The 18,488-nt window shown below is 69.4% G+C and carries 14 protein-coding genes and 1 pseudogene; 10 read left to right on the plus strand and 5 right to left on the minus strand.

Annotated features, from left to right (window positions below; translation table 11 throughout):
- The first annotated feature begins 143 nt into the window (after positions 1 to 143).
- The 3 genes from IF67_RS0128495 (at position 144) to IF67_RS0128505 (ending at position 4,050) form a co-directional block, all read left to right on the plus strand.
- Positions 144 to 1,145, plus strand: a complete 1,002-nt coding sequence (locus IF67_RS0128495) for a FadR/GntR family transcriptional regulator (protein ID WP_063754400.1) — start codon at positions 144 to 146, stop codon at positions 1,143 to 1,145.
- A gap of 397 nt (positions 1,146 to 1,542) precedes the next feature.
- Complete coding sequence (locus tag IF67_RS0128500) at positions 1,543 to 3,102, plus strand: RNA polymerase sigma factor (RefSeq protein ID WP_078889680.1); 1,560 nt, start codon at positions 1,543 to 1,545, stop codon at positions 3,100 to 3,102.
- A gap of 138 nt (positions 3,103 to 3,240) precedes the next feature.
- On the plus strand, positions 3,241 to 4,050 hold the full coding sequence (locus IF67_RS0128505) for a serine protease (protein WP_030990473.1): 810 nt from the start codon (positions 3,241 to 3,243) through the stop codon (positions 4,048 to 4,050).
- A 122-nt stretch (positions 4,051 to 4,172) separates the two neighbouring features.
- Here IF67_RS0128505 and IF67_RS0128510 read toward each other — a convergent pair whose 3' ends face one another.
- On the minus strand, positions 4,173 to 4,403 hold the full coding sequence (locus IF67_RS0128510; protein WP_006602664.1) for a DUF7455 domain-containing protein: 231 nt from the start codon (positions 4,401 to 4,403) through the stop codon (positions 4,173 to 4,175).
- A 443-nt stretch (positions 4,404 to 4,846) separates the two neighbouring features.
- On the opposite strand from IF67_RS0128510, the gene IF67_RS0128515 reads away from it, so the two are divergent.
- From IF67_RS0128515 to IF67_RS0128540, 6 genes are all read left to right on the plus strand, one after another.
- Complete coding sequence (locus tag IF67_RS0128515) at positions 4,847 to 6,967, plus strand: DNA gyrase/topoisomerase IV subunit B (RefSeq protein WP_030990475.1); 2,121 nt, start codon at positions 4,847 to 4,849, stop codon at positions 6,965 to 6,967.
- Between the two features lie 157 nt (positions 6,968 to 7,124).
- Positions 7,125 to 7,613, plus strand: a complete 489-nt coding sequence (locus tag IF67_RS0128520; protein ID WP_030990477.1) for a hypothetical protein — start codon at positions 7,125 to 7,127, stop codon at positions 7,611 to 7,613.
- 31 nt (positions 7,614 to 7,644) lie between these two features.
- Entirely contained in the window at positions 7,645 to 8,811 is a 1,167-nt protein-coding gene (locus IF67_RS0128525; RefSeq protein ID WP_030990479.1) for a sensor histidine kinase, read from the plus strand.
- Positions 8,808 to 9,494, plus strand: coding sequence for a response regulator transcription factor (locus IF67_RS0128530; RefSeq protein WP_030990481.1), 687 nt, complete (start codon positions 8,808 to 8,810; stop codon positions 9,492 to 9,494). The genes IF67_RS0128525 and IF67_RS0128530 overlap by 4 nt, the downstream gene beginning before the upstream one ends.
- A 95-nt stretch (positions 9,495 to 9,589) precedes the next feature.
- A complete protein-coding gene (locus IF67_RS0128535) occupies positions 9,590 to 10,099 on the plus strand; it encodes a DUF485 domain-containing protein (protein WP_030990483.1) in 510 nt (169 codons plus the stop codon).
- A complete protein-coding gene (locus tag IF67_RS0128540; RefSeq protein WP_030990485.1) occupies positions 10,096 to 11,700 on the plus strand; it encodes a cation acetate symporter in 1,605 nt (534 codons plus the stop codon). Before IF67_RS0128535 ends, IF67_RS0128540 begins: the two co-directional genes overlap by 4 nt.
- 168 nt (positions 11,701 to 11,868) lie before the next feature.
- On the opposite strand, the gene IF67_RS0128545 is transcribed toward IF67_RS0128540, so the two are convergent.
- From IF67_RS0128545 to IF67_RS0128560, 4 genes and pseudogenes are all read right to left on the minus strand, one after another.
- Positions 11,869 to 12,543, minus strand: a complete 675-nt coding sequence (locus tag IF67_RS0128545) for a DUF7342 family protein (protein WP_030990487.1) — start codon at positions 12,541 to 12,543, stop codon at positions 11,869 to 11,871.
- On the minus strand, positions 12,540 to 14,195 hold the full coding sequence (locus IF67_RS0128550; protein ID WP_078889682.1) for an ATP-binding protein: 1,656 nt from the start codon (positions 14,193 to 14,195) through the stop codon (positions 12,540 to 12,542). The genes IF67_RS0128545 and IF67_RS0128550 overlap by 4 nt, the downstream gene beginning before the upstream one ends.
- A gap of 1,055 nt (positions 14,196 to 15,250) precedes the next feature.
- Positions 15,251 to 16,249 (minus strand): sucrase ferredoxin, encoded by a 999-nt coding sequence (locus IF67_RS0128555; RefSeq protein ID WP_030990490.1) that lies wholly within the window; start codon positions 16,247 to 16,249, stop codon positions 15,251 to 15,253.
- Between the two features lie 200 nt (positions 16,250 to 16,449).
- Positions 16,450 to 17,130, minus strand: a pseudogene (locus tag IF67_RS0128560) (citrate/2-methylcitrate synthase); the annotation flags it as partial.
- Between the two features lie 181 nt (positions 17,131 to 17,311).
- On the opposite strand from IF67_RS0128560, the gene IF67_RS0128570 reads away from it, so the two are divergent.
- Complete coding sequence (locus tag IF67_RS0128570) at positions 17,312 to 18,436, plus strand: CobW family GTP-binding protein (RefSeq protein ID WP_030990495.1); 1,125 nt, start codon at positions 17,312 to 17,314, stop codon at positions 18,434 to 18,436.
- The last annotated feature ends 52 nt before the right edge of the window (positions 18,437 to 18,488 follow it).

Raw genomic sequence — 18,488 nt, forward strand, 5'->3', positions numbered from 1 at the left:
GCTTCCCGGCTTCTTCTGCTGATCGAGTAAGGCATGTATTTTGGCGCCCTGTTGTTGTGGTCGCTGTCCACAACTCTCCATGGAGAGCGCATTTCTTTCCGATAAAGCGTCAATTCGGGGATGGGGGGCGATCACCCTTTCGTGTGCTTTTCACCAAAGACCTCAAGGGTGTTCAGGGTGTCGCCGACAAAAGATGCGTGAGTACCCTTGCGCACACCATGATGACCGCGGCTCGCCCCGGCGACACCGGCCTCGCAGGCCCGGGCGAGCTTGACCGCTACCCCTACGCCAACGCCGCCAACGCCGCGAACGCCAACAACGCAGCCGGCCATGACCGCGCCGAGCGCGTTTCGCAGGTCTGGGACAGCTCCGAGGCAGACATCGGCCGGGTCGGCCGTCGCGCGGCCGGCAGCCGCGGCCGCGGCCTGCACGGCCAACTCGTCCAACAGCTCGGCCAGATGATCGTCTCCGGCGATCTCGGCGCCGACCGCCCACTCGTCCCCGAGGAGATCGGCCAGCGCTTCGAGGTATCCCGCACCGTCGTCCGTGAGTCGCTGCGAGTCCTGGAGGCCAAGGGCCTCGTCAGCGCTCGCCCCAACGTGGGCACCCGAGTACGCCCGGTAAGCGACTGGAACCTCCTCGACCCCGACATCATCGAGTGGCGGGCCTACGGGCCCCAGCGCGACGACCAGCGCCGCGAGCTCTGTGAGCTGCGCTGGACGATCGACCCCCTCGCCGCCCGGCTCGCCGCCGGCCACGGCCGTGAGGACATCCAGCAGCGGCTGGCCGACATGGTCGAGATCATGGGTCACTCCGCCGCCCAGGGCGACACCATGACTTTCTCCCGCGCGGACGCCGAGTTCCACTCGCTGCTGCTACAGCTCGCAGGCAACCGCATGCTCGAGCACCTCTCGGGCATCGTCTCCTCCGCCCTGCACGTCTCCGGCGGCGCCGCCGGCGGCTGTGAGCGACCGGTCGAGACGTCCGTGGGCCAGCACATGCGGGTCGTCGACGCCATCGGCTCCGGCGATGCCACGGCGGCCGAATCCGCGATGCGCCAGCTCCTCGCCGCCCATGGCGAGATCGTGGGCCAGGGCTCCGGGACGCCCGTGGACCACGTCGTCCCCGCGCCCCGCGAGCACTGAAGGTCCGTACCCGACCGTGTACGGACCGTAGGCGCCGCGCGGCCCCCGTGCCCTGCGCACCCCTCGGGCAGGGCACGCCGTACGCGGCGAGGCGCACACACATCGCCGGATCCGGGTCGTCGACCGGATCCGGCGACAGGTCTTGGGAGGGTTGCATGTCATATGACTGGGAATGGGTCGTTATGGGGTGTGACTCGGGCCACGCAGATTGGGCGTAACGCTCTTCCGGGAAGCGCGATGACTTAAGAGGTGATAGCCGAGGAGGGAATACGAGCGGCGTTCGTGACGCTGTTCAACTCCCCGGTTGCCCCTGCGCCGTCGGTCCATCCCCACCGGCGGTCGTCGGCTCCGATCCACATTGGACGGGGTCGGAAGCCGTTTCCATCGTTCCGAGAGGTTGTTCGTGTCGGCCAGCACATCCCGTACGCTCCCGCCGGAGATCGCCGAGTCCGAGTCTGTGATGGCGCTCATCGAGCGGGGAAAGGCAGATGGGCAGATCGCCGGCGATGACGTGCGTCGGGCCTTCGAGGCTGACCAGATTCCGCCAACCCAGTGGAAGAACGTTCTGCGCAGCCTCAACCAGATCCTCGACGAGGAGGGTGTGACGCTGATGGTCAGTGCCGCAGAGGCGCCCAAGCGCACCCGCAAGAGCGTCGCAGCGAAGAGTCCGGCGAAGCGCACCGCCACCAAGACCGTCGCGGCGAAGACCGCCACGGTCAAGAAGACCACCGCGGCCGCGGACCCCGCCCCTGTGGCGGACGACCCGGCCGGTGAGTCCGAGTCCGCGCCTGCGAAGAAGGCAGCGGCGAAGAAGGCGACCGCCAAGAAGACGGTCGCGAAGAAGACCACGGCCAAGAAGGCCACCGCAAAGAAGACCGCGTCCAAGAAGGACGCCGACGAGCTGCTCGACGACGAGGTGACCGAGGAGACCCCGGCGCCCGGCAAGGGCGACACTCCCGAGGCCGCCGAGGGCACGGAGAACGCCGGTTTCGTCCTGTCCGACGACGACGAGGACGACGCGCCTGCGCAGCAGGTCGCCGCGGCCGGTGCCACCGCCGACCCGGTCAAGGACTACCTCAAGCAGATCGGTAAGGTCCCGCTCCTCAACGCCGAGCAGGAGGTGGAGCTCGCCAAGCGCATCGAGGCGGGCCTGTTCGCCGAGGACAAGCTGGCGAACTCCGACAAGCTCGCACCGAAGCTCAAGCGCGAGCTGGAGATCATTGCCGAGGACGGCCGCCGGGCGAAGAACCACCTCCTGGAGGCCAACCTCCGTCTGGTCGTCTCCCTGGCCAAGCGGTACACGGGCCGCGGCATGCTCTTCCTGGACCTGATCCAGGAGGGCAACCTCGGTCTGATCCGTGCGGTCGAGAAGTTCGACTACACCAAGGGCTACAAGTTCTCGACCTACGCCACGTGGTGGATCCGCCAGGCCATCACCCGTGCCATGGCCGACCAGGCCCGTACGATCCGTATCCCCGTCCACATGGTCGAGGTCATCAACAAGCTCGCGCGCGTCCAGCGCCAGATGCTCCAGGACCTGGGCCGCGAGCCCACCCCGGAGGAGCTGGCCAAGGAACTCGACATGACCCCCGAAAAGGTCATCGAGGTCCAGAAGTACGGCCGTGAGCCGATCTCGCTGCACACCCCGCTGGGCGAGGACGGCGACAGCGAGTTCGGTGACCTCATCGAGGACTCCGAGGCGGTCGTCCCGGCCGACGCGGTCAGCTTCACGCTTCTCCAGGAGCAGCTGCACTCGGTGCTGGACACTCTCTCCGAGCGTGAGGCCGGCGTCGTGTCCATGCGCTTCGGGCTCACCGACGGTCAGCCCAAGACGCTGGACGAGATCGGCAAGGTCTACGGCGTCACGCGTGAGCGGATCCGTCAGATCGAGTCGAAGACGATGTCGAAGCTGCGTCACCCGTCTCGCTCGCAGGTGCTGCGCGACTACCTCGACTAGTCCAACCGCCCAAAAGAGCGCCACGAGCCCGGTCACTCCTAGCTGGAGGGGCCGGGCTCGCGCCTGTTCCGGAGTGCGCGCGGCCGCCGTTTGGGTCACTCTGGGTGTGCGCGCATTGCCCCAGAGTCAGGAGTACGAATGCGTCCGACCGCACATGCTGCCCTCGGAGCCCTCGCGCTGGCCCTCGTCCTGCCGACATCGGCGGCTGCGGACGAGTCGGTGATCGGCGGAAAGCCGGCACCGCTGTCGCAGAGCCCCTGGGCGGTGGCGCTGACCTCCCACGAACGCTTCGGGGCCCAGCGCTCCGGGCAATTCTGTGGTGGTGTGCTCGTCGGGCACTCGACGGTGGTGACAGCGGCGCACTGTCTGAGCAAGGAGGTCCTGGGGATCCCCTGGAAGCAGGTGCGGGACCTGAAGGTCGTCGTCGGACGCGACAAGATCAGCGGTGCCGGCGGCCAGGAGCTCAAGCCCGCGAAAATCTGGGTCAACCCGCGCTACGACAGCTACACGAACGACGGTGACATGGCTGTCCTCACGCTGACCAAGCCGGTTCCGAACCGCCCCATCCCGATAGCGGGACGGCAGGACAGCGCCTACCGTGCCGGCAGCGCGGCCACGGTCTACGGCTGGGGGGACACCACGGGCGGGGGCAGCTATGCGTCCCGGCTGCGGGCGGCGCACGTCAATGTGCTGCCCGATGCGGTCTGTGCGAAGGCGTATCCGGGCAGTGCCGACGGCGCGTACCGGGCGCGGACGATGTTGTGCGCGGGGGAGCCGGCCGGCGGCCGGGACGCCTGCCAGGGGGACAGCGGTGGGCCGCTCGTCGTGCGCGGACGGCTGGTGGGCCTGGTGTCATGGGGGACCGGCTGCGGTCAGCCCGGCAGTCCCGGGGTCTATACGCGCGCCTCGGCGCTTCTCCCGGCGGTGTCCGCACATGGCGCCGACTGAGTCGCGCGGGGGGCTTACAGGCGCGTGTGGGCGTACGAGTGCGGGCGGTGTCCCCTGTGGTGTCGGGGAACCGCCCGCGGTACGGCGCTGGGCCGCTGCTCGCTCGTCGTGGATGCGATGTGTCAGCGTTCCTCTTCGGACGCGGACGCCGGAGAAGCGGTCAGCCGCTCCGTCTCGTCCTGTATTTCCGCGGCGATCTTCTTGAGTTCTGGCTCGAACTTGCGACCGTGGTGGGCGCAGAAGAGCAGTTCTCCGCCGGACATCAGGACGACGCGCAGGTATGCCTGGGCGCCGCAGCGGTCGCAGCGGTCAGCGGCCGTCAGCGGGCTCGCGGGTGTCAGAACAGTAGTCACGTCGCCTCTTCTCTAGCTCGACGAGCTGTCGTACCAGGGTCAACATCCAACCAGGCCGAAAACGTTCCCGCTCGTGCCTTTTCCTCGAAAAAATTCTCCGAGGGGGCCGGGTGCTGCCGGGTGGCGGCGAATGAGCCGTATTGCTTGGTGGTCTGATTCACGTTGGTTGTTGCGTCCGTCCTCCCGGCTGGCTTGCCGGTTGTTGATGAGGACGTGCCCGGAGCCTAAATGGTTCATGCCTCGAAGGGAACGTGATGTGCACGTCACTCGGACGTCACCCCATCGAGGGATCGAACGTACGAGCGAAATTCTACTACCATGGGCATGCTTACGGGTGGCGTCACATCGGCTCTACCAGGCCTCGGTACCCTCTGACGGGCGACACCGCCACAACAGAGTCCGCGGAATGCGGACTGCCAGAAATTCAGCGAGGAGCGAACCGCGTGACCGCCGAGATGTCCGTGCCGTCCACCGCAGTGCTGACCGGGGCAGACCGGGACGGTTCCAACTACACCGCGCGGCATCTGCTTGTCCTCGAGGGGCTCGAGGCCGTCCGAAAGCGCCCAGGCATGTACATCGGCTCGACGGACAGTCGAGGCCTCTTGCACTGCCTGTGGGAGATCATCGACAACTCCGTCGACGAGGCGCTGGGCGGCTACTGCGACCACATCGAGGTGATCCTCCACGACGACGGGTCGGTGGAGGTCAGGGACAACGGCCGCGGCATCCCCGTGGACGTCGAGCCCAAGACCGGCCTCAGTGGCGTCGAGGTCGTGATGACCAAGCTGCACGCCGGTGGAAAGTTCGGCGGCGGCGCGTACGCAGCCTCCGGCGGGCTGCACGGTGTCGGCGCCTCGGTCGTCAACGCGCTCTCCGCGCGGCTCGACGTCGAGGTGGACCTTAACGGCAAGACGCACTCGATCAGCTTCCGCCGCGGCGTCCCCGGGATCTTCACCGAATCGGGCCCGGACGCCCCGTTCGACCCGGGCAACGGCCTGCTCAAGGGCAAGCGGATCGCCAAGACGAAGACCGGCACCCGGGTGCGCTACTGGGCCGACCGGCAGATCTTCCTCAAGGACGCCAAGCTTTCCCTGGACACCCTGTACGCCCGCGCCCGCCAGACGGCGTTCCTCGTGCCGGGCCTGACCCTGGTCGTCCGTGACGAGCGGGGCATCGACGGCGCCGGCAAGAGCGAAGAGACGTTCCGCTACGACGGCGGCATCAGTGAATTCTGCGAGTACCTTGCGCAGGACAAGGCCGTCTGCGACGTGCTCCGGCTGACCGGCCAGGGCACCTTCAAGGAGACCGTGCCGGTCCTCGACGACCGCGGCCACATGACACCGACCGAGGTCACCCGGGAACTGGCCGTCGACATCGCGTTGCGCTGGGGCACCGGCTACGACGCGACGGTCAAGTCGTTCGTCAACATCATCGCGACGCCCAAGGGCGGCACCCACGTATCCGGCTTCGAGCGGTCGGTGGCCAAGACCGTCAATGAGGCGCTGCGATCGAGCAAGCTGCTGCGCGTCGCCGAGGACGACGTCGTCAAGGACGACGCCATGGAGGGCCTCACCGCCGTCGTGACCGTACGACTCGCGGAGCCGCAGTTCGAGGGTCAGACCAAGGAGGTGCTCGGCACCTCCGCCGCCTCGCGGATCGTCGCCCAGGTGGTGAGCAAGGAACTCAAGGCGTTCCTGACGTCCACGAAGCGGGACGACAAGCAGCAGGCGCGCGCCGTCATGGAGAAGATCGTCGCCGCGGCCCGGACGCGTATCGCCGCCCGTCAGCACAAGGAGGCCCAGCGGCGGAAGACGGCGCTGGAGTCCTCCTCGCTGCCGGCCAAGCTCGCGGACTGCCGCAGCGACGACGTCGACCGCAGCGAACTGTTCATCGTCGAGGGCGACTCGGCGCTCGGTACCGCAAAACTGGCCCGGAATTCGGAATTCCAGGCGTTGCTGCCGATCCGCGGCAAGATTCTGAATGTCCAGAAGTCATCGGTTTCGGACATGCTCAAGAACGCCGAGTGCGGCTCCATCATCCAGGTCATAGGGGCCGGATCCGGCCGCACGTTCGACATCGACACCGCCCGCTACGGCAAGGTCATCTTCCTGGCCGACGCGGATGTCGACGGCGCCCACATCCGCTGCCTGCTGCTGACCCTCTTCCAGCGCTATATGCGGCCCATGGTCGAGCAGGGCCGGGTCTTCTCCGCCGTCCCGCCGCTGCACCGCGTCGAACTGATCAACCCCAAGAAGGGCCAGGAGAAGTACATCTACACGTACTCGGACAACGAGCTGCGCCAGACGCTGCTCGAGCTCCAGCGCAAGAAGGTCCGCTACAAGGACAGCATCCAGCGCTACAAGGGCCTGGGTGAAATGGACGCCGACCAGCTCGCCGAGACGACCATGGACCCGCGCCACCGCACCCTGCGCCGCATCAACATCAGTGATCTCGAAGCGGCGGAGAAGGCCTTCGACCTCCTCATGGGCAACGAAGTCGCCCCCCGTAAGGAGTTCATCACCAACTCCGCGTCCACTCTGGACCGTTCGCGCATCGACACCTGAGCCGGCCGCGGCTCCCGACGGGCGCCTCTCCACCCCTGGGTGGAGAGGCGCCCGTCGCCCTTTCCACCCGGCACCCACCCTGGCTCCGATCCGGCCGTCAACGCCGCTCCATAGCGTCGGAAAGGTCAATTTTCCCCGTCCCACGGAGGGCCAGGTCATGAGCGGCTTGCTCAACATCGTTGTGATCACTGCGGCAGTTGCATGGGTGGTCGTCCAGCAGTTCACGGCGCAGCGCGTTTCGTTGGAGGGCAAGAAGTGGTGGCTGATTCCGGTCGTCCTGACGGTGATGTCGGTGCGGCAGCCCGGCCTCATGGACTCCGAGCGCCCCACAGCATCCGCCGTTCTGCTCGGCGTGGAGATCCTGATAGGGCTGGCCTGCGGCGTCGGCTGGGCCTGGACCACGCGCCTCTGGACGGAAGCGGACGGCACGGCGTGGGCCAAGGGAGGCTGGGCGGCGGTCGGCGTGTGGTTCTGCGGCATGGCGCTACGAGTCGGCCTCATGGGCATCGCCGCGGCCATGGGTATCCACCAGGGCAGCGCGGCCACCATGCTCTCCGTTGCGGCGATGCTGCTGACCCGTACCGGTGTCACCACCTGGCGGGCCCGCTCCGTGCAGCAGACGTACCGTGTCCCTGTCGCGGGTTGACGCCCCGCGCGCGCCATCGGGAGGACCGTTCGTGACGCTGAACTCCTGGACGAGCTGGCCCCTGCGGGAGTCGCTGTCCCGTGAGGGCATCAGCGACGCCCGGATGTGGATCGGCCGGGCGGTGCGTTCCGTGGTGGTCGCCGGACTGGTGTGGATCACCCTGACGGGGCCGCGCTTCACCGGCTGGAGCCTGGTGGCGGCGTGCGCCGGCATGGCGGCCACCTTCCTGGCGTTCCGCGGCTTCTTCCGTATGACCGCGGACCGCCGTCTGTGGCCGTCCATCGGGCTGTTCGCCGTACTGGAAGCCGCGGCCTTCGGCTTCGAGTTCACCGGAGCGCGGGCGCCCGCGATCGTGCTGTGGTGCGCCTGCGCCATCACTGCCATGGAGCGGCTGCCGCTGAGCGTCGCGGTGCCGTGCTCCACCGTTGCGCTCGGCGCGTACGCAGTGGTGAGTCACGACAATTGGATAGCGACCGTCGCGACCACCGCGGGCCTGGGGCTGGCGGGCTATGTCGTACGTCTGGACGCCGAGGCGCGCGGCAACGCCCAGCGGCTGCTGGCCCAGGAACGGGCGGCCCGCAAGGCGGAGGCGGAATCGGCGGCGCTCACCGAGCGTGGGCGGATCGCACGCGAGATCCACGACGTCCTCGCCCACAGCCTGAGCGCCCAGCTGGTGCATCTGGAGGCGGCCAGGCTGCTGATCCAGCGCAGCACCGACCTCGAGGCCGACCGCGATCAGCTCCTGGACCGGGTGGTGGCGTGCCGGGGGATGGCCCGGGAAGGGCTGGACGGCACCCGTGAGGCGCTTTCCGCGCTGCGTGGGGAGATGATCCCGGTCGAGGACTTCCTGCGCAGCCTGACGGCCGCTGAGGGCGTCCGGCTGGAGGTGAGGGGCGAGGGGCGCGCCTTGCCGGCCGAGGCGGGACTCGCGGTCCGCAGAGTGGCCCAGGAGGCGCTGACGAACGTACGCAAGCACGCCCCAGGGGCCCGGGTGGACGTGCGGCTGGAGTACGCGCGGGACGACGTCGGGCTCGAAGTGCGTGACTTCGGCGGCCGCGGCAAGCCCGGCGAGCTCGCGAGCAGCGGCTCCGGATACGGTCTGCGCGGGATGCGGGAGCGCGCCGAACTCCTCGGCGGAACGCTAATTTCCGGCCCTGACGAGGAGGGGTTCGTGGTGCGGCTGCGGGTGCCTGCGTGACGACACGAACAGCGACACGGGTCGTGGTCGCCGATGACCAGACAGTGGTGCGCGAGGGAATCGTGATGCTGCTGGGGTTATTGCCGGGTATCGAGGTTGTGGGGTCGGCAGCGGACGGCGAGGACGCGGTCCGTCTCGTCCACCAACTCGCCCCCGACGTTGTCCTGATGGACCTGCGGATGCCGCGCTGTGATGGTGTCGAGGCCACCCGGCGCATCCGTGCCGAGCACCCCGGTACCCAGGTGGTGGTGCTCACCACCTATGCGGACGACGACTCGCTCTTTCCTGCCCTGCAAGCCGGTGCGCGCGGCTACCTGACCAAGGACGCGGACGGCGATGAGATCGTCCGCGCCATCGACGATGTGCTCTCGGGCGACGCCGGTCTGTCCCCCAAGATCCAGCGCCGGCTGCTGGAGCGCTTCACGGAGCCCATACGGACGCTGCCGCAACCGCCGGACGAGCCCCCGGACGGCCTGACCGCCCGCGAGGTGGAGGTACTGCGGCTGGTCGCCGAGGGTCAGTCCAATCCGGAAATCGCCCGCACGCTGCACGTCTCCACCGCGACCGTGAAGACCCACATCAACAATCTCTTCGCCAAAGCGGGGTTGCGGGACAGGGCCCAGGCCATTCACTACGCGTACCGCTACGGCCTTGCGCAGCCTCCCGGACGGCCCATCACCTGATGGGGTGAAGGGTTCGGAATGAAGAGTCCAGGATCTTCCTTTCTGTCCAACCTTGGGACGCACGGACAACAGACCCGTGCACCAAGGAGAGTTCGGTGGACAAGCAGGACGGCCACTCGGCCGGTGAGCCAGGGGGCGTACGGCTCGACGACCCCTGGTACGACGCACTCACCTCCGGGTGGGGCGAGCTGGACGGCGGGGCGGAGGCTACGGGCGACTGGGGCCGCAGGCAGCCACCCCCCTCGGCACCACTACCGGTACCGGAACAGCGGCCCGCGCCGCACGACGAGATCTATCTGGCGGTGCAACGAAGCGCGGCCTTCCAGGAGGTGCGCCGCCGCTACCGGCGGTTCGTCCTGCCCGGCACGGCGGTCTTCCTGGCCTGGTACCTCGCCTATGTGATTGCGGCGACGGCCGCGCCCGGCCTCATGGCCCACCGTGTCGTCGGCGCTCTGAACGTCGCGATGCTCGCCGGACTCGGCCAGTTCGCCACGACATTCCTGCTCACTTGGGCGTACGCCCGTCACGCCCGGCTGCGCAGGGACAGCGCGGCGCTCGACATCCGCTGGGAGACCCAGGAACTCACCGGGGGGAACCTCCGGTGACCGACGACCACCAGACCCTCGCGCTGGTCCTGTTCAGCGTGTTCATCGCTGTCACCCTGGCGATCACCACATGGGTGAGCCGCCGCAGGCACGGCTCCGCCGAGGAGTTCTATGCGGGCGGAAGGCTCTTCTCTCCCATGGAGAACGGTTTCGCCATCGCGGGTGACTACATGTCCGCCGCATCCTTCCTGGGCATCTCCGGGCTGATTGCCCTCTTCGGGTACGACGGCCTGCTGTACTCGGTCGGCTTCCTCGTCGCCTGGCTCGTCGTCCTCTTCCTCGTCGCCGAACTGGTCCGCAACTGCGGCAGGTTCACCCTTGCCGATGTCGTCGCCGCCCGGATGAGGGAGCGCCCCGTCCGTATCGCGGCCGGCACGGCCTCTGTCACCGTGTCCGTGCTTTATCTGGTGGCGCAGATGGTCGGTGCCGGCAGCCTGGTCGCCCTGCTCCTGGGGGGCGCGGGCCAGCAGGCCCGTACCTGGATGGTGATCGGGGTCGGTGCCCTGATGGTGGTTTACGTCGCCTTCGGAGGGATGCGGGCCACGACCTGGATCCAGATCGTCAAGGCCGTACTCCTCATGGGAGGCGCCATCGCCCTGACCGTCCTGGTACTGGTCCGCTTTCACGGCGACTTCAACGCATTGCTGAACACCGCCGCCGAACGCAGCGGCCACGGCCGCGACTTCCTTGCGCCCGGCCTCAAATACGGCGACGACTGGACCTCACGGCTCGACTTCATCAGCCTCGGCATCGCGCTTGTCCTGGGGACAGCCGGGCTGCCGCACATCCTCTCCCGCTTCTACACCGTCCCCACGGCGCGGTCCGCCCGTCGCTCCGTCGTCTGGTCCATCGGTCTGATCGGTGGCTTCTACCTGATGACCATCGTGCTCGGCTTCGGCGCCGCGGCAGTGCTCGGCAGCGACGCCGTCCGCAAGTCCAATACGGCCGGCAACACCGCAGTCCCGCTGCTGGCCCTCGACTTGGGAGGAGGCGCCGGTTCGACCGGCGGCACGGTTCTCTTCGCGGTGGTGGCCGCTGTCGCGTTCGCCACCATCCTGGCGGTGGTCGCCGGTATCACGCTCGCCTCGTCGGCCTCCGTCGCCCACGACCTGTATGCCTCGCTGCGGCACCCGCGCGGCACGCCGCAGGACGCCCAGCGTGCCGAGGTGGCCGTGGCGCGCGTCGCGGCGGTGGCCGTCGGCGCGGTGGCCATCGGCCTCGCCCTGCTCGCCCAGGACTTGAACGTCGCCTTCCTGGTGGGTCTGGCCTTCGCCGTTGCCGCATCGGCCAACCTTCCGGTCCTGCTGTACACGCTCTTCTGGCGCCGCTTCACGACCCGGGGCGCCATCTGGTCCGTATACGGCGGTCTGATTCCGGCGATCACCCTGGTCGTTCTCTCGCCGGTGGTCTCCGGCAGCCCGGAGTCGCTCTTCCCCGGAATGGACTTCGTCCTCTTCCCGCTCGACAACCCCGGCGTGGTGTCGATTCCGCTGGGATTCCTGATGGGCTGGCTGGGAACGGTGCTCTCCCCGGAGGCCGCCGACGAGGCACGGCATGCGGAGGCGGAGGTACGGGCGCTCACTGGGGCGGGGGCGGCTTAGGGCGCCTGCCCATGACGGGGGCAGGGGCGGGCAGGCCCTGACCCTGGAGCGGGGACGGGCGTGTGCAGGGCGCGGCAGCCGTGCGGTGTGTGGCTGCCGCGCCCTGCCCCGTGTGCGCGCGGTTCCCGCGTCCCTCGCCGTCCGCGCGCACGTGGTCGGTCTTCCTGACTAGACCCACTCGTAGCGATGCTCCGGGCGGCCGGTCTCGCCGTATTTGAGCGTGAGGCGCACCCGCCCGGCGCGTTCCAAGAGTTTCAGGTAGCGCTGGGCGGTCTGCCGGCTCAGGCCCGCCTGGACGGCCACGTCCTGCGCCGACAACGGGGCGTCTGCGGAGCGCAGCACCGAGCGCACACGGTCGGCGGTGGCGGTGGAGTGCCCCTTCGGCAGCTCGGCGGGACCCGCGTTAGCGGCTCCCAACGCACCGAAGATCCGGTCCACTTCGGACTGCTCCGCCTGCCCGCCGCCCGCAAACGTACGGTGCAGCGCTGCGTAACCCACCAACTTGGAACGCAGGCCCGCGAAGGTGAACGGCTTGACCAGGTACTGCAGCGCGCCGTGTCGCATCGCGGCCTGCACGGTCGCGATGTCGCGGGCCGCCGTCACCATGATCACGTCGGTGAGCAGACCGCGCCGCCGCAGGTCGCCGACCAGTTGGAGCCCCGTTCTGTCAGGGAGGTAGTGGTCCAGAAGGATCAGATCGACGGGATGGGTCTCAAGAGCAGCAAGGGCCTCCGTGGCGGAGTGCGCGAGGCAGCTGACGCGGAAGCCCTCGACCTTGGCGACATACGCCGCGTTGATCTTCGCGACGTGCACATCGTCGTCCACCACCAGTACGTCGATCATCGGTCGGCCTCCGTGGTGCCTTCGGGGCGGCAAGTGCCTCTCTCGGCCCGTTCCGTGGGATGCGTGCCCGTGACTGCTTCCCGGCGGGTTGTTTCCTGAGCCTCGGAAATCTCATCGGACAGTGCGTCGGGGACCGTCACGGTGAACACCGCACCGCCACCGGGGCGCTCGCCGACCTCGACGCTGCCTCCGTAGCGTTCAGCGAGGCGCCTTACGAGTGCCAGGCCGATGCCGCGCTGCCCATGGGCCGGCGGTTCCTTGGTCGTCCAGCCCTCGGTGAAGATCTCCGCACGACGGTCTTCGGGGACGCCCGGTCCGTTGTCGCTGACGCGGACGACAGCGGTGCGGCCTTCGGCGCGGACCTCCGCCTCGAGTTGTGCGTCGCGCCCGCCCGATGTGGCGTCGAGTGCGTTGTCGACGAGATTGCCGAGGATGGTGACCAGGCTGTGCGGGTCGACCAGGCGGTCAGGCAGGTGCGTAGCGGGCGAGATGCTCAGGGAGACGCCGCGCTCGGTGGCGACGGTGGCCTTGCCGACCAGGAGGGCTGCCAGCAGGGGGTCGTGGATGTGCTCGGTGACCTGTTCGGCGGTTGCGTGATGTACGCCCACGGCCTGCGTCACGAATTCCACGGCCTCCTCGTGCAGACCGAGTTCGAGCAGGCCGAGGAGGGTGTGCAGCCGGTTGGCGTGCTCGTGATCCTGGGCGCGAAGTGCGTCGATGAGGCCGCGGGTGCCGTCCAGTTCGCGCCCCAGCCGCTCCAGCTCGGTCCGGTCGCGCAAGGTGATCACTGCTCCGCCGTCGTCGGTCGGCATGCGGTTCGCCACCAAAACCCGGTGCCCGCTGACGGCCAGTAGGTCCGCCCCCGAAACGCGGCCGGCCAGAACGTCGGTCGTACGGCCGGGCGGCAGGGCCGCTTCCAGGGGGCGGCCGGTGTCCTGGGCGCGGAGGTCCAGGAGACGTTGTGCCTCGTCGTTCAGCAGGCGGATGCGGCCGTTCCTGTCGAGGGCCACGAATCCCTCGCGGATGCCGTGCAACATTGCCTCTCGCTCGACGAGCAGCGCGGAGATGTCGGAGAACGCCAGGTCGTGGGTGCGGCGCTGGAGCCGGCGGGCCACGAGGTAGGCGGCGAGAGCACCCACAGCGAGCGTCCCGCCTGCGTAGGCGAGCAGCTGGGGGACGGTGGAGAGCAGCCGGTCCCGCACGCTTTCGTACGCGATGCCGACGGAGACGGCGCCGACGACCTTGCCGTCCTCATCCCGGAGCGGGACCTTGCCGCGTGCGGACCGACCGAGGGTGCCGTCATCGATCTGCATCACCTCTTGGCCGGAGAGCGCCGCGCTCGGGTCCGTCGAGACGTGGCGTCCGATCTCGTCCGGGTCGGTGTGGGACCAGCGCACACCCCGCTTGTCCATGATCACCACGTACTCGGCGCCCGTGGCGGCGCGAATCCGCTCCGCCTCGTTCTGTACGGGGCCGTGGCGCGTCGGACGGGAGGACTCCAGGGCGTTGTCGAGCCGGGACTCGGACGCGGTGGTCTGCGCGATGGCGAGAGCGCGGCGCATTGCCTGATCGTCGAGCTGAGCGCTGAGAGGCGCGAGGAACAGGCCGGTCGCCAGGGCTGTGACTCCAGCGGCGATGGCCAGCTGCACCATGAGCACCTGGGAGAATACCCGCCGCGGCCAGCCCAGCCTCGGCCTCGTGCGACGCAGTGCGCGGGCGGCCGGCGTGCGGTCGGCCGGAGCGGGGTTTTCGGGCGCCGCCTGACCGGCGGTCGTGTGCGCACTGCCGCCCGGCTTGCCGGTCGTGGTGCCGGAGGCCGCCGCAGCGGTGGGAAACGGCGCGGAACCCGAGGGCTCTGCGGCGCTCAGGCGGGGAATCGACGCTTCCTTCTCGCCCATACGAACGAACAGTAAGCGTGGGGATGGCCAGGCCGGTAATCCCTGACGAGGCGAATTCGGAGGGTGTCCGGGCGGCGACTCGAAGGTTACTCCGACCGATCGCGAGCCGTGCCCCGTCTTCGCTGTTGCCCAGCCGGAGGCAAGCACGTAGAACGCTCACACGGTCACGACCAGACACGACACGGCACGGCAACTACCAGCGGCCGATGCCGCGGCTCGCGGCCCATGCCCCCGCGGGAGTGTCGACGCGTGGACGTCACCGTCGTCTCGCGGACTGTCGGCGAGTGCCAGGCTTCAGCAGCGGAGGCGCAGGCCAGGGGCGCGTCATGGAGCCGAGGGAGGACTGAGGGGAGTTATCCACAGGCCTTTCGGTTGCGGAGGGTGCGTGCATAGCCTCGTTCGGTGAAGCCGTGGGTCGGTCTCGTGCCGGCGGTGAGGGGCCGGCGCGGCAGAGCGAGGTGCACAGCGGTGCGCGGGAGGGAGCGGTCATGCGGTCGACGGGGGATGGCCACGGGGCGTGGCGCAAGTCGTGGAGGAAGGCGGGTGGTGTGCTGCTCGGCCGACGGGCCGCGGGTGTACGGACTCGACGCAGCTGGTCGGTGCGTTTCGCCTGTCGCTTCACGTGGTCTTGGCGCAGCCGTCCGTTGCCGGGCGACGTTCGGGCGAGCGGCGAGGCGTCATGCGGCCGGAGCGGCCGTCGGCTTCCGGCCGGGTATCGACTCGGCACGGACGAGGTCCCGCACCTGCCTCCTGAGGTGGAAACGGGGGGCGACGAGGTGTCCGGCGAGCGCCCGGAGGAGCCGGCTGAGTCAACTGCCGGTGGCTTGGGCAGTCCTTTGCGGCATGCCGATCGCCGCAGTGATGGAGGCAACCGCCATGCGGGCCGGTGGACCGAGCGGCGCACCACAGCTGGCGGGCGCCGCAGCGCCATCGGTCCGCTGTTCGACAATGACCCGCCAGATGCGACCGTCGGAGTGCGCGACGGTAACCGCCCAGGCGGGGGAGGCCCCGGTCCTGGGCGCGCTACCGAGCGCCATCCTGTCGGCCGCCTTCGGTTCGGGCCACATCGTGTCGGTCCGTACGACGTCGAGTGCGTCCGCCAGGTCCTCCCCGATGAGCTCACGGACCGCGAGGTCGGCGGCCTGGCCCGGCCGTTCCCAGGCCGAGCGGCCACGGGTGTGGTCGAGCGTGATCCGTCCGTCGCGCGCCGCCTCCACGGCCTCCTTGACCAGAGGGGCCGAGGCTCGTCCGTAGGCGTAGCCGTAGGGGAGGACGAAAAGGGTGGGGGAGAAGCGGTGGCCCCCGATGTGGGTGACCTCCCAGGCCTCGATTCCGCCGGTGGCGAGCTCGGCGGCGAGCGGACGGCCGAGCAGGGCGCAGCAGCGGTCCCGCTTGCCGTTGGTGCACACGAGGACCAGCGGTTCACCGATGTACGGCTCCCAGAGGCCGTGATGCTCGCCCGCTCCGAGGGTCGTGAAATTCAGCCCGACGGCTGCCCGCGGGTCGGTGACGGTGGTCGTACGGATCCAGGAGCGCCCCGGCGCGGTGTGCGCAAGGAACATCCTGCGCCGGGAGGCGCCGTGGCGGTCGGCATGGCGTCCCGGCCGGCGGATCAGGGCGACCCGTACGCCCGTCCCCTCTGCCGCGGCCTCCAAGGCCCGGCCGACGTCAGGGTCGAGGTGACTGTCCGTCAGCGCATGGGTGCCCCACGGCCCCGTCTGCTCAATGAGCAGCCAGGTCCGGGCAGGGGCCGCAGTCCCGGCGAGAGATTCGGCCGATTCACGGGAAGCGGTGGCGCAGGTACTCACGTAGGTGAGCCTAACCTCATTTGGCCCGCGTCGGCTTCCGGGTGGGTCTCCAGAGGGGCGATGGCGAACGAAATGCTCCGCGGCGACGGCGAGTGCCCCTTCGCGTGAGGTTCGACGGCGCACTCTGGACTGGCCTCATGGGTGTGGGTGCCACCGGAGTGCCGGCTCCTCCGAGCCGCCCCGTCCCGCAGTCCCTCCGGTCACGGCAGTGGCTGTGGTGGGCGGGGGCCGTGGTATTGGCCGCTGGGGCGCATGCGGAGGGGGTGTTCGGCATATTCCTCCAGGGCGTGGGCGATCCAGCCGGCTGTGCGGGCGATGGCGAAGATCGTTTCGCCTGCCTCGGCCGGCATGCCCGTCGAAATGGTCAGTACGGCCAGTGCCAGGTCGACGTTGGCGTGCAGCTCCGCGTGCCGGGCCGTGGTGCTGACCACTTGGCGGGCGGCCTCCAGGGCGGGGCGGGCCCGCGGTACGTCTTCCAGAAGTCGGAACAGGGCGCGGGCCCGCGGGTCCTCGCCCGGGTAGAGGCGGTGGCCGAGGCCCGGTACCCGGCGGCCGGCCCGCAGGTGGTCGGCGACTACGGCAGCCGCGCTGCCTCGGTCGAGTACCTCCAGCAGCATCCGGTGGGCGAGTCCGCTCGCCGCGCCGTGCAGCACACCGTCCAGCGCTCCGAAGCCGGCCGAGACGATCGCGTACGGATGGGCGCGGGCGGAGGCGGCGACCCGTACCGCGAAGGTCGAAGCGGCGAGGTCGTGGTCGATGAGCAGGACCAGTGCGGCGTCCAGCACGCGCAGTGCCGCGGCGTCGGCCGGTTCCGAGGTGAGCCGCGACCAGAGGCGTGTGGCGAGGGCGTCGGCAGCGCGCTGGTCCGGGGCGCGTGACGGCGGTCCGGTATGTCGGCCCGCCCCCGCCCCAGCCGCTGCCCGTCGTCGCGTCCCGCTAGCGCGGCAGGCCGTATGCGGCGCGGGGCCGAGCCGAGCCCGCGCCGCCGACGGTCCGTTACGATCGACAGCTCGTCCGCCGCCGGTCCGCGCGGCCCGCCACCCGCACCATGGAGGCGCTCCCTTGGCCACGCAACAGATCCCGGTCGTCGTGCTCGCGGGCTTCCTCGGATCGGGCAAGACCACGCTCCTCAACCATCTGCTCGGCACCGGCGACGGCACCCGTATCGGTGCGATCGTCAATGACTTCGGCAGCATCGAGATCGACGCCATGACCGTCGCCGGCCAGGTGGACTCGATGGTCTCGCTCGGCAACGGCTGTCTGTGCTGCGCGGTCGACACCAGCGAACTGGACACCTACCTGGAGCGGCTCGCCCGCCCCGTCGCCCGTATCGACGTGATCGTCATCGAGGCCAGTGGGCTGGCCGAGCCGCAGGAACTCATCCGCATGATCCTCGCCAGCGACAACGACCGGATCGTCTACGGCGGGCTGATCGAGGTCGTCGACGCCGCGGAGTTCGAGGACACCAGGAACCGGCACCCCGAACTGGACCGGCATGTGGGCATCGCCGACATCGTGGTGCTCAACAAGGCCGATCGCATCGGCGAAGCGGCGCGACAGCACCTCATGAACACACTCGCGGACCTCGCCCCCGGCCGGCCCGTGATCGCCACCGCATACGGGCGGGTCGATCCCGAGCTGTTCTTCGACCGTGGACCGGGGGAGGACCACGACGCGGCCGTGCGCCAGCTGTCCTTCGAGGACCTGCTGCGCGATACCGCAGCGGACAAGGACCCCGCCCACGGCTCGGACGACCACTGCGACCATTCGGACCCTTGCGGTCACCCCGACCACGCCCACCATGCGGGCCACCTCCACGCCGCCTACCAGAGCGTGGAGTTCACCTCCGCCGAGCCGCTGCACCCGCGTCGCCTGATGGACTTCCTCGACAGCCGCCCGGCCGGCCTCTACCGCATCAAGGGCTTCGTCCACTTCGACGTACCGGAGAACCGCCAGAAGTTCACGGTGCATGCCGTCGGCGACTTCCTGCGCTTCTACCCCGCGCCTTGGCCGAAGGGCGAGGCGCGGGGCACCCAGCTCGTCATGATCGGCAGTGGTATCGACGCACCGGCCCTGCGCAAGGAGCTGGACAACTGCCGTGAGAGCGCACCGTCGGATGCCGATCAGAACAGCATGTGGGGCGTGCTGCGGTACGTGGCCGCACGCGAGGAATCCGACAACGAGTGACGCCGCCGGGCCGGCTCTTCACCGGCCCGACGGCGTCACCCACCTCTGTCAC

This window comes from Streptomyces sp. NRRL S-1813 (assembly GCF_000719605.1).
Lineage (GTDB): Bacteria > Actinomycetota > Actinomycetes > Streptomycetales > Streptomycetaceae > Streptomyces > Streptomyces decoyicus.

Excerpts from the sequence above, each read along its gene's own strand:
- IF67_RS0128505 (WP_030990473.1), top strand. The coding sequence starts at position 3,241 with ATGCGTCCGACCGCACATGCTGCCCTCGGAGCCCTCGCGCTGGCCCTC.
- IF67_RS0128520 (WP_030990477.1), top strand. The coding sequence starts at position 7,125 with ATGAGCGGCTTGCTCAACATCGTTGTGATCACTGCGGCAGTTGCATGG.
- IF67_RS0128545 (WP_030990487.1), bottom strand. The coding sequence starts at position 12,543 with ATGATCGACGTACTGGTGGTGGACGACGATGTGCACGTCGCGAAGATC.
- IF67_RS0128550 (WP_078889682.1), bottom strand. The coding sequence starts at position 14,195 with ATGGTGCAGCTGGCCATCGCCGCTGGAGTCACAGCCCTGGCGACCGGC.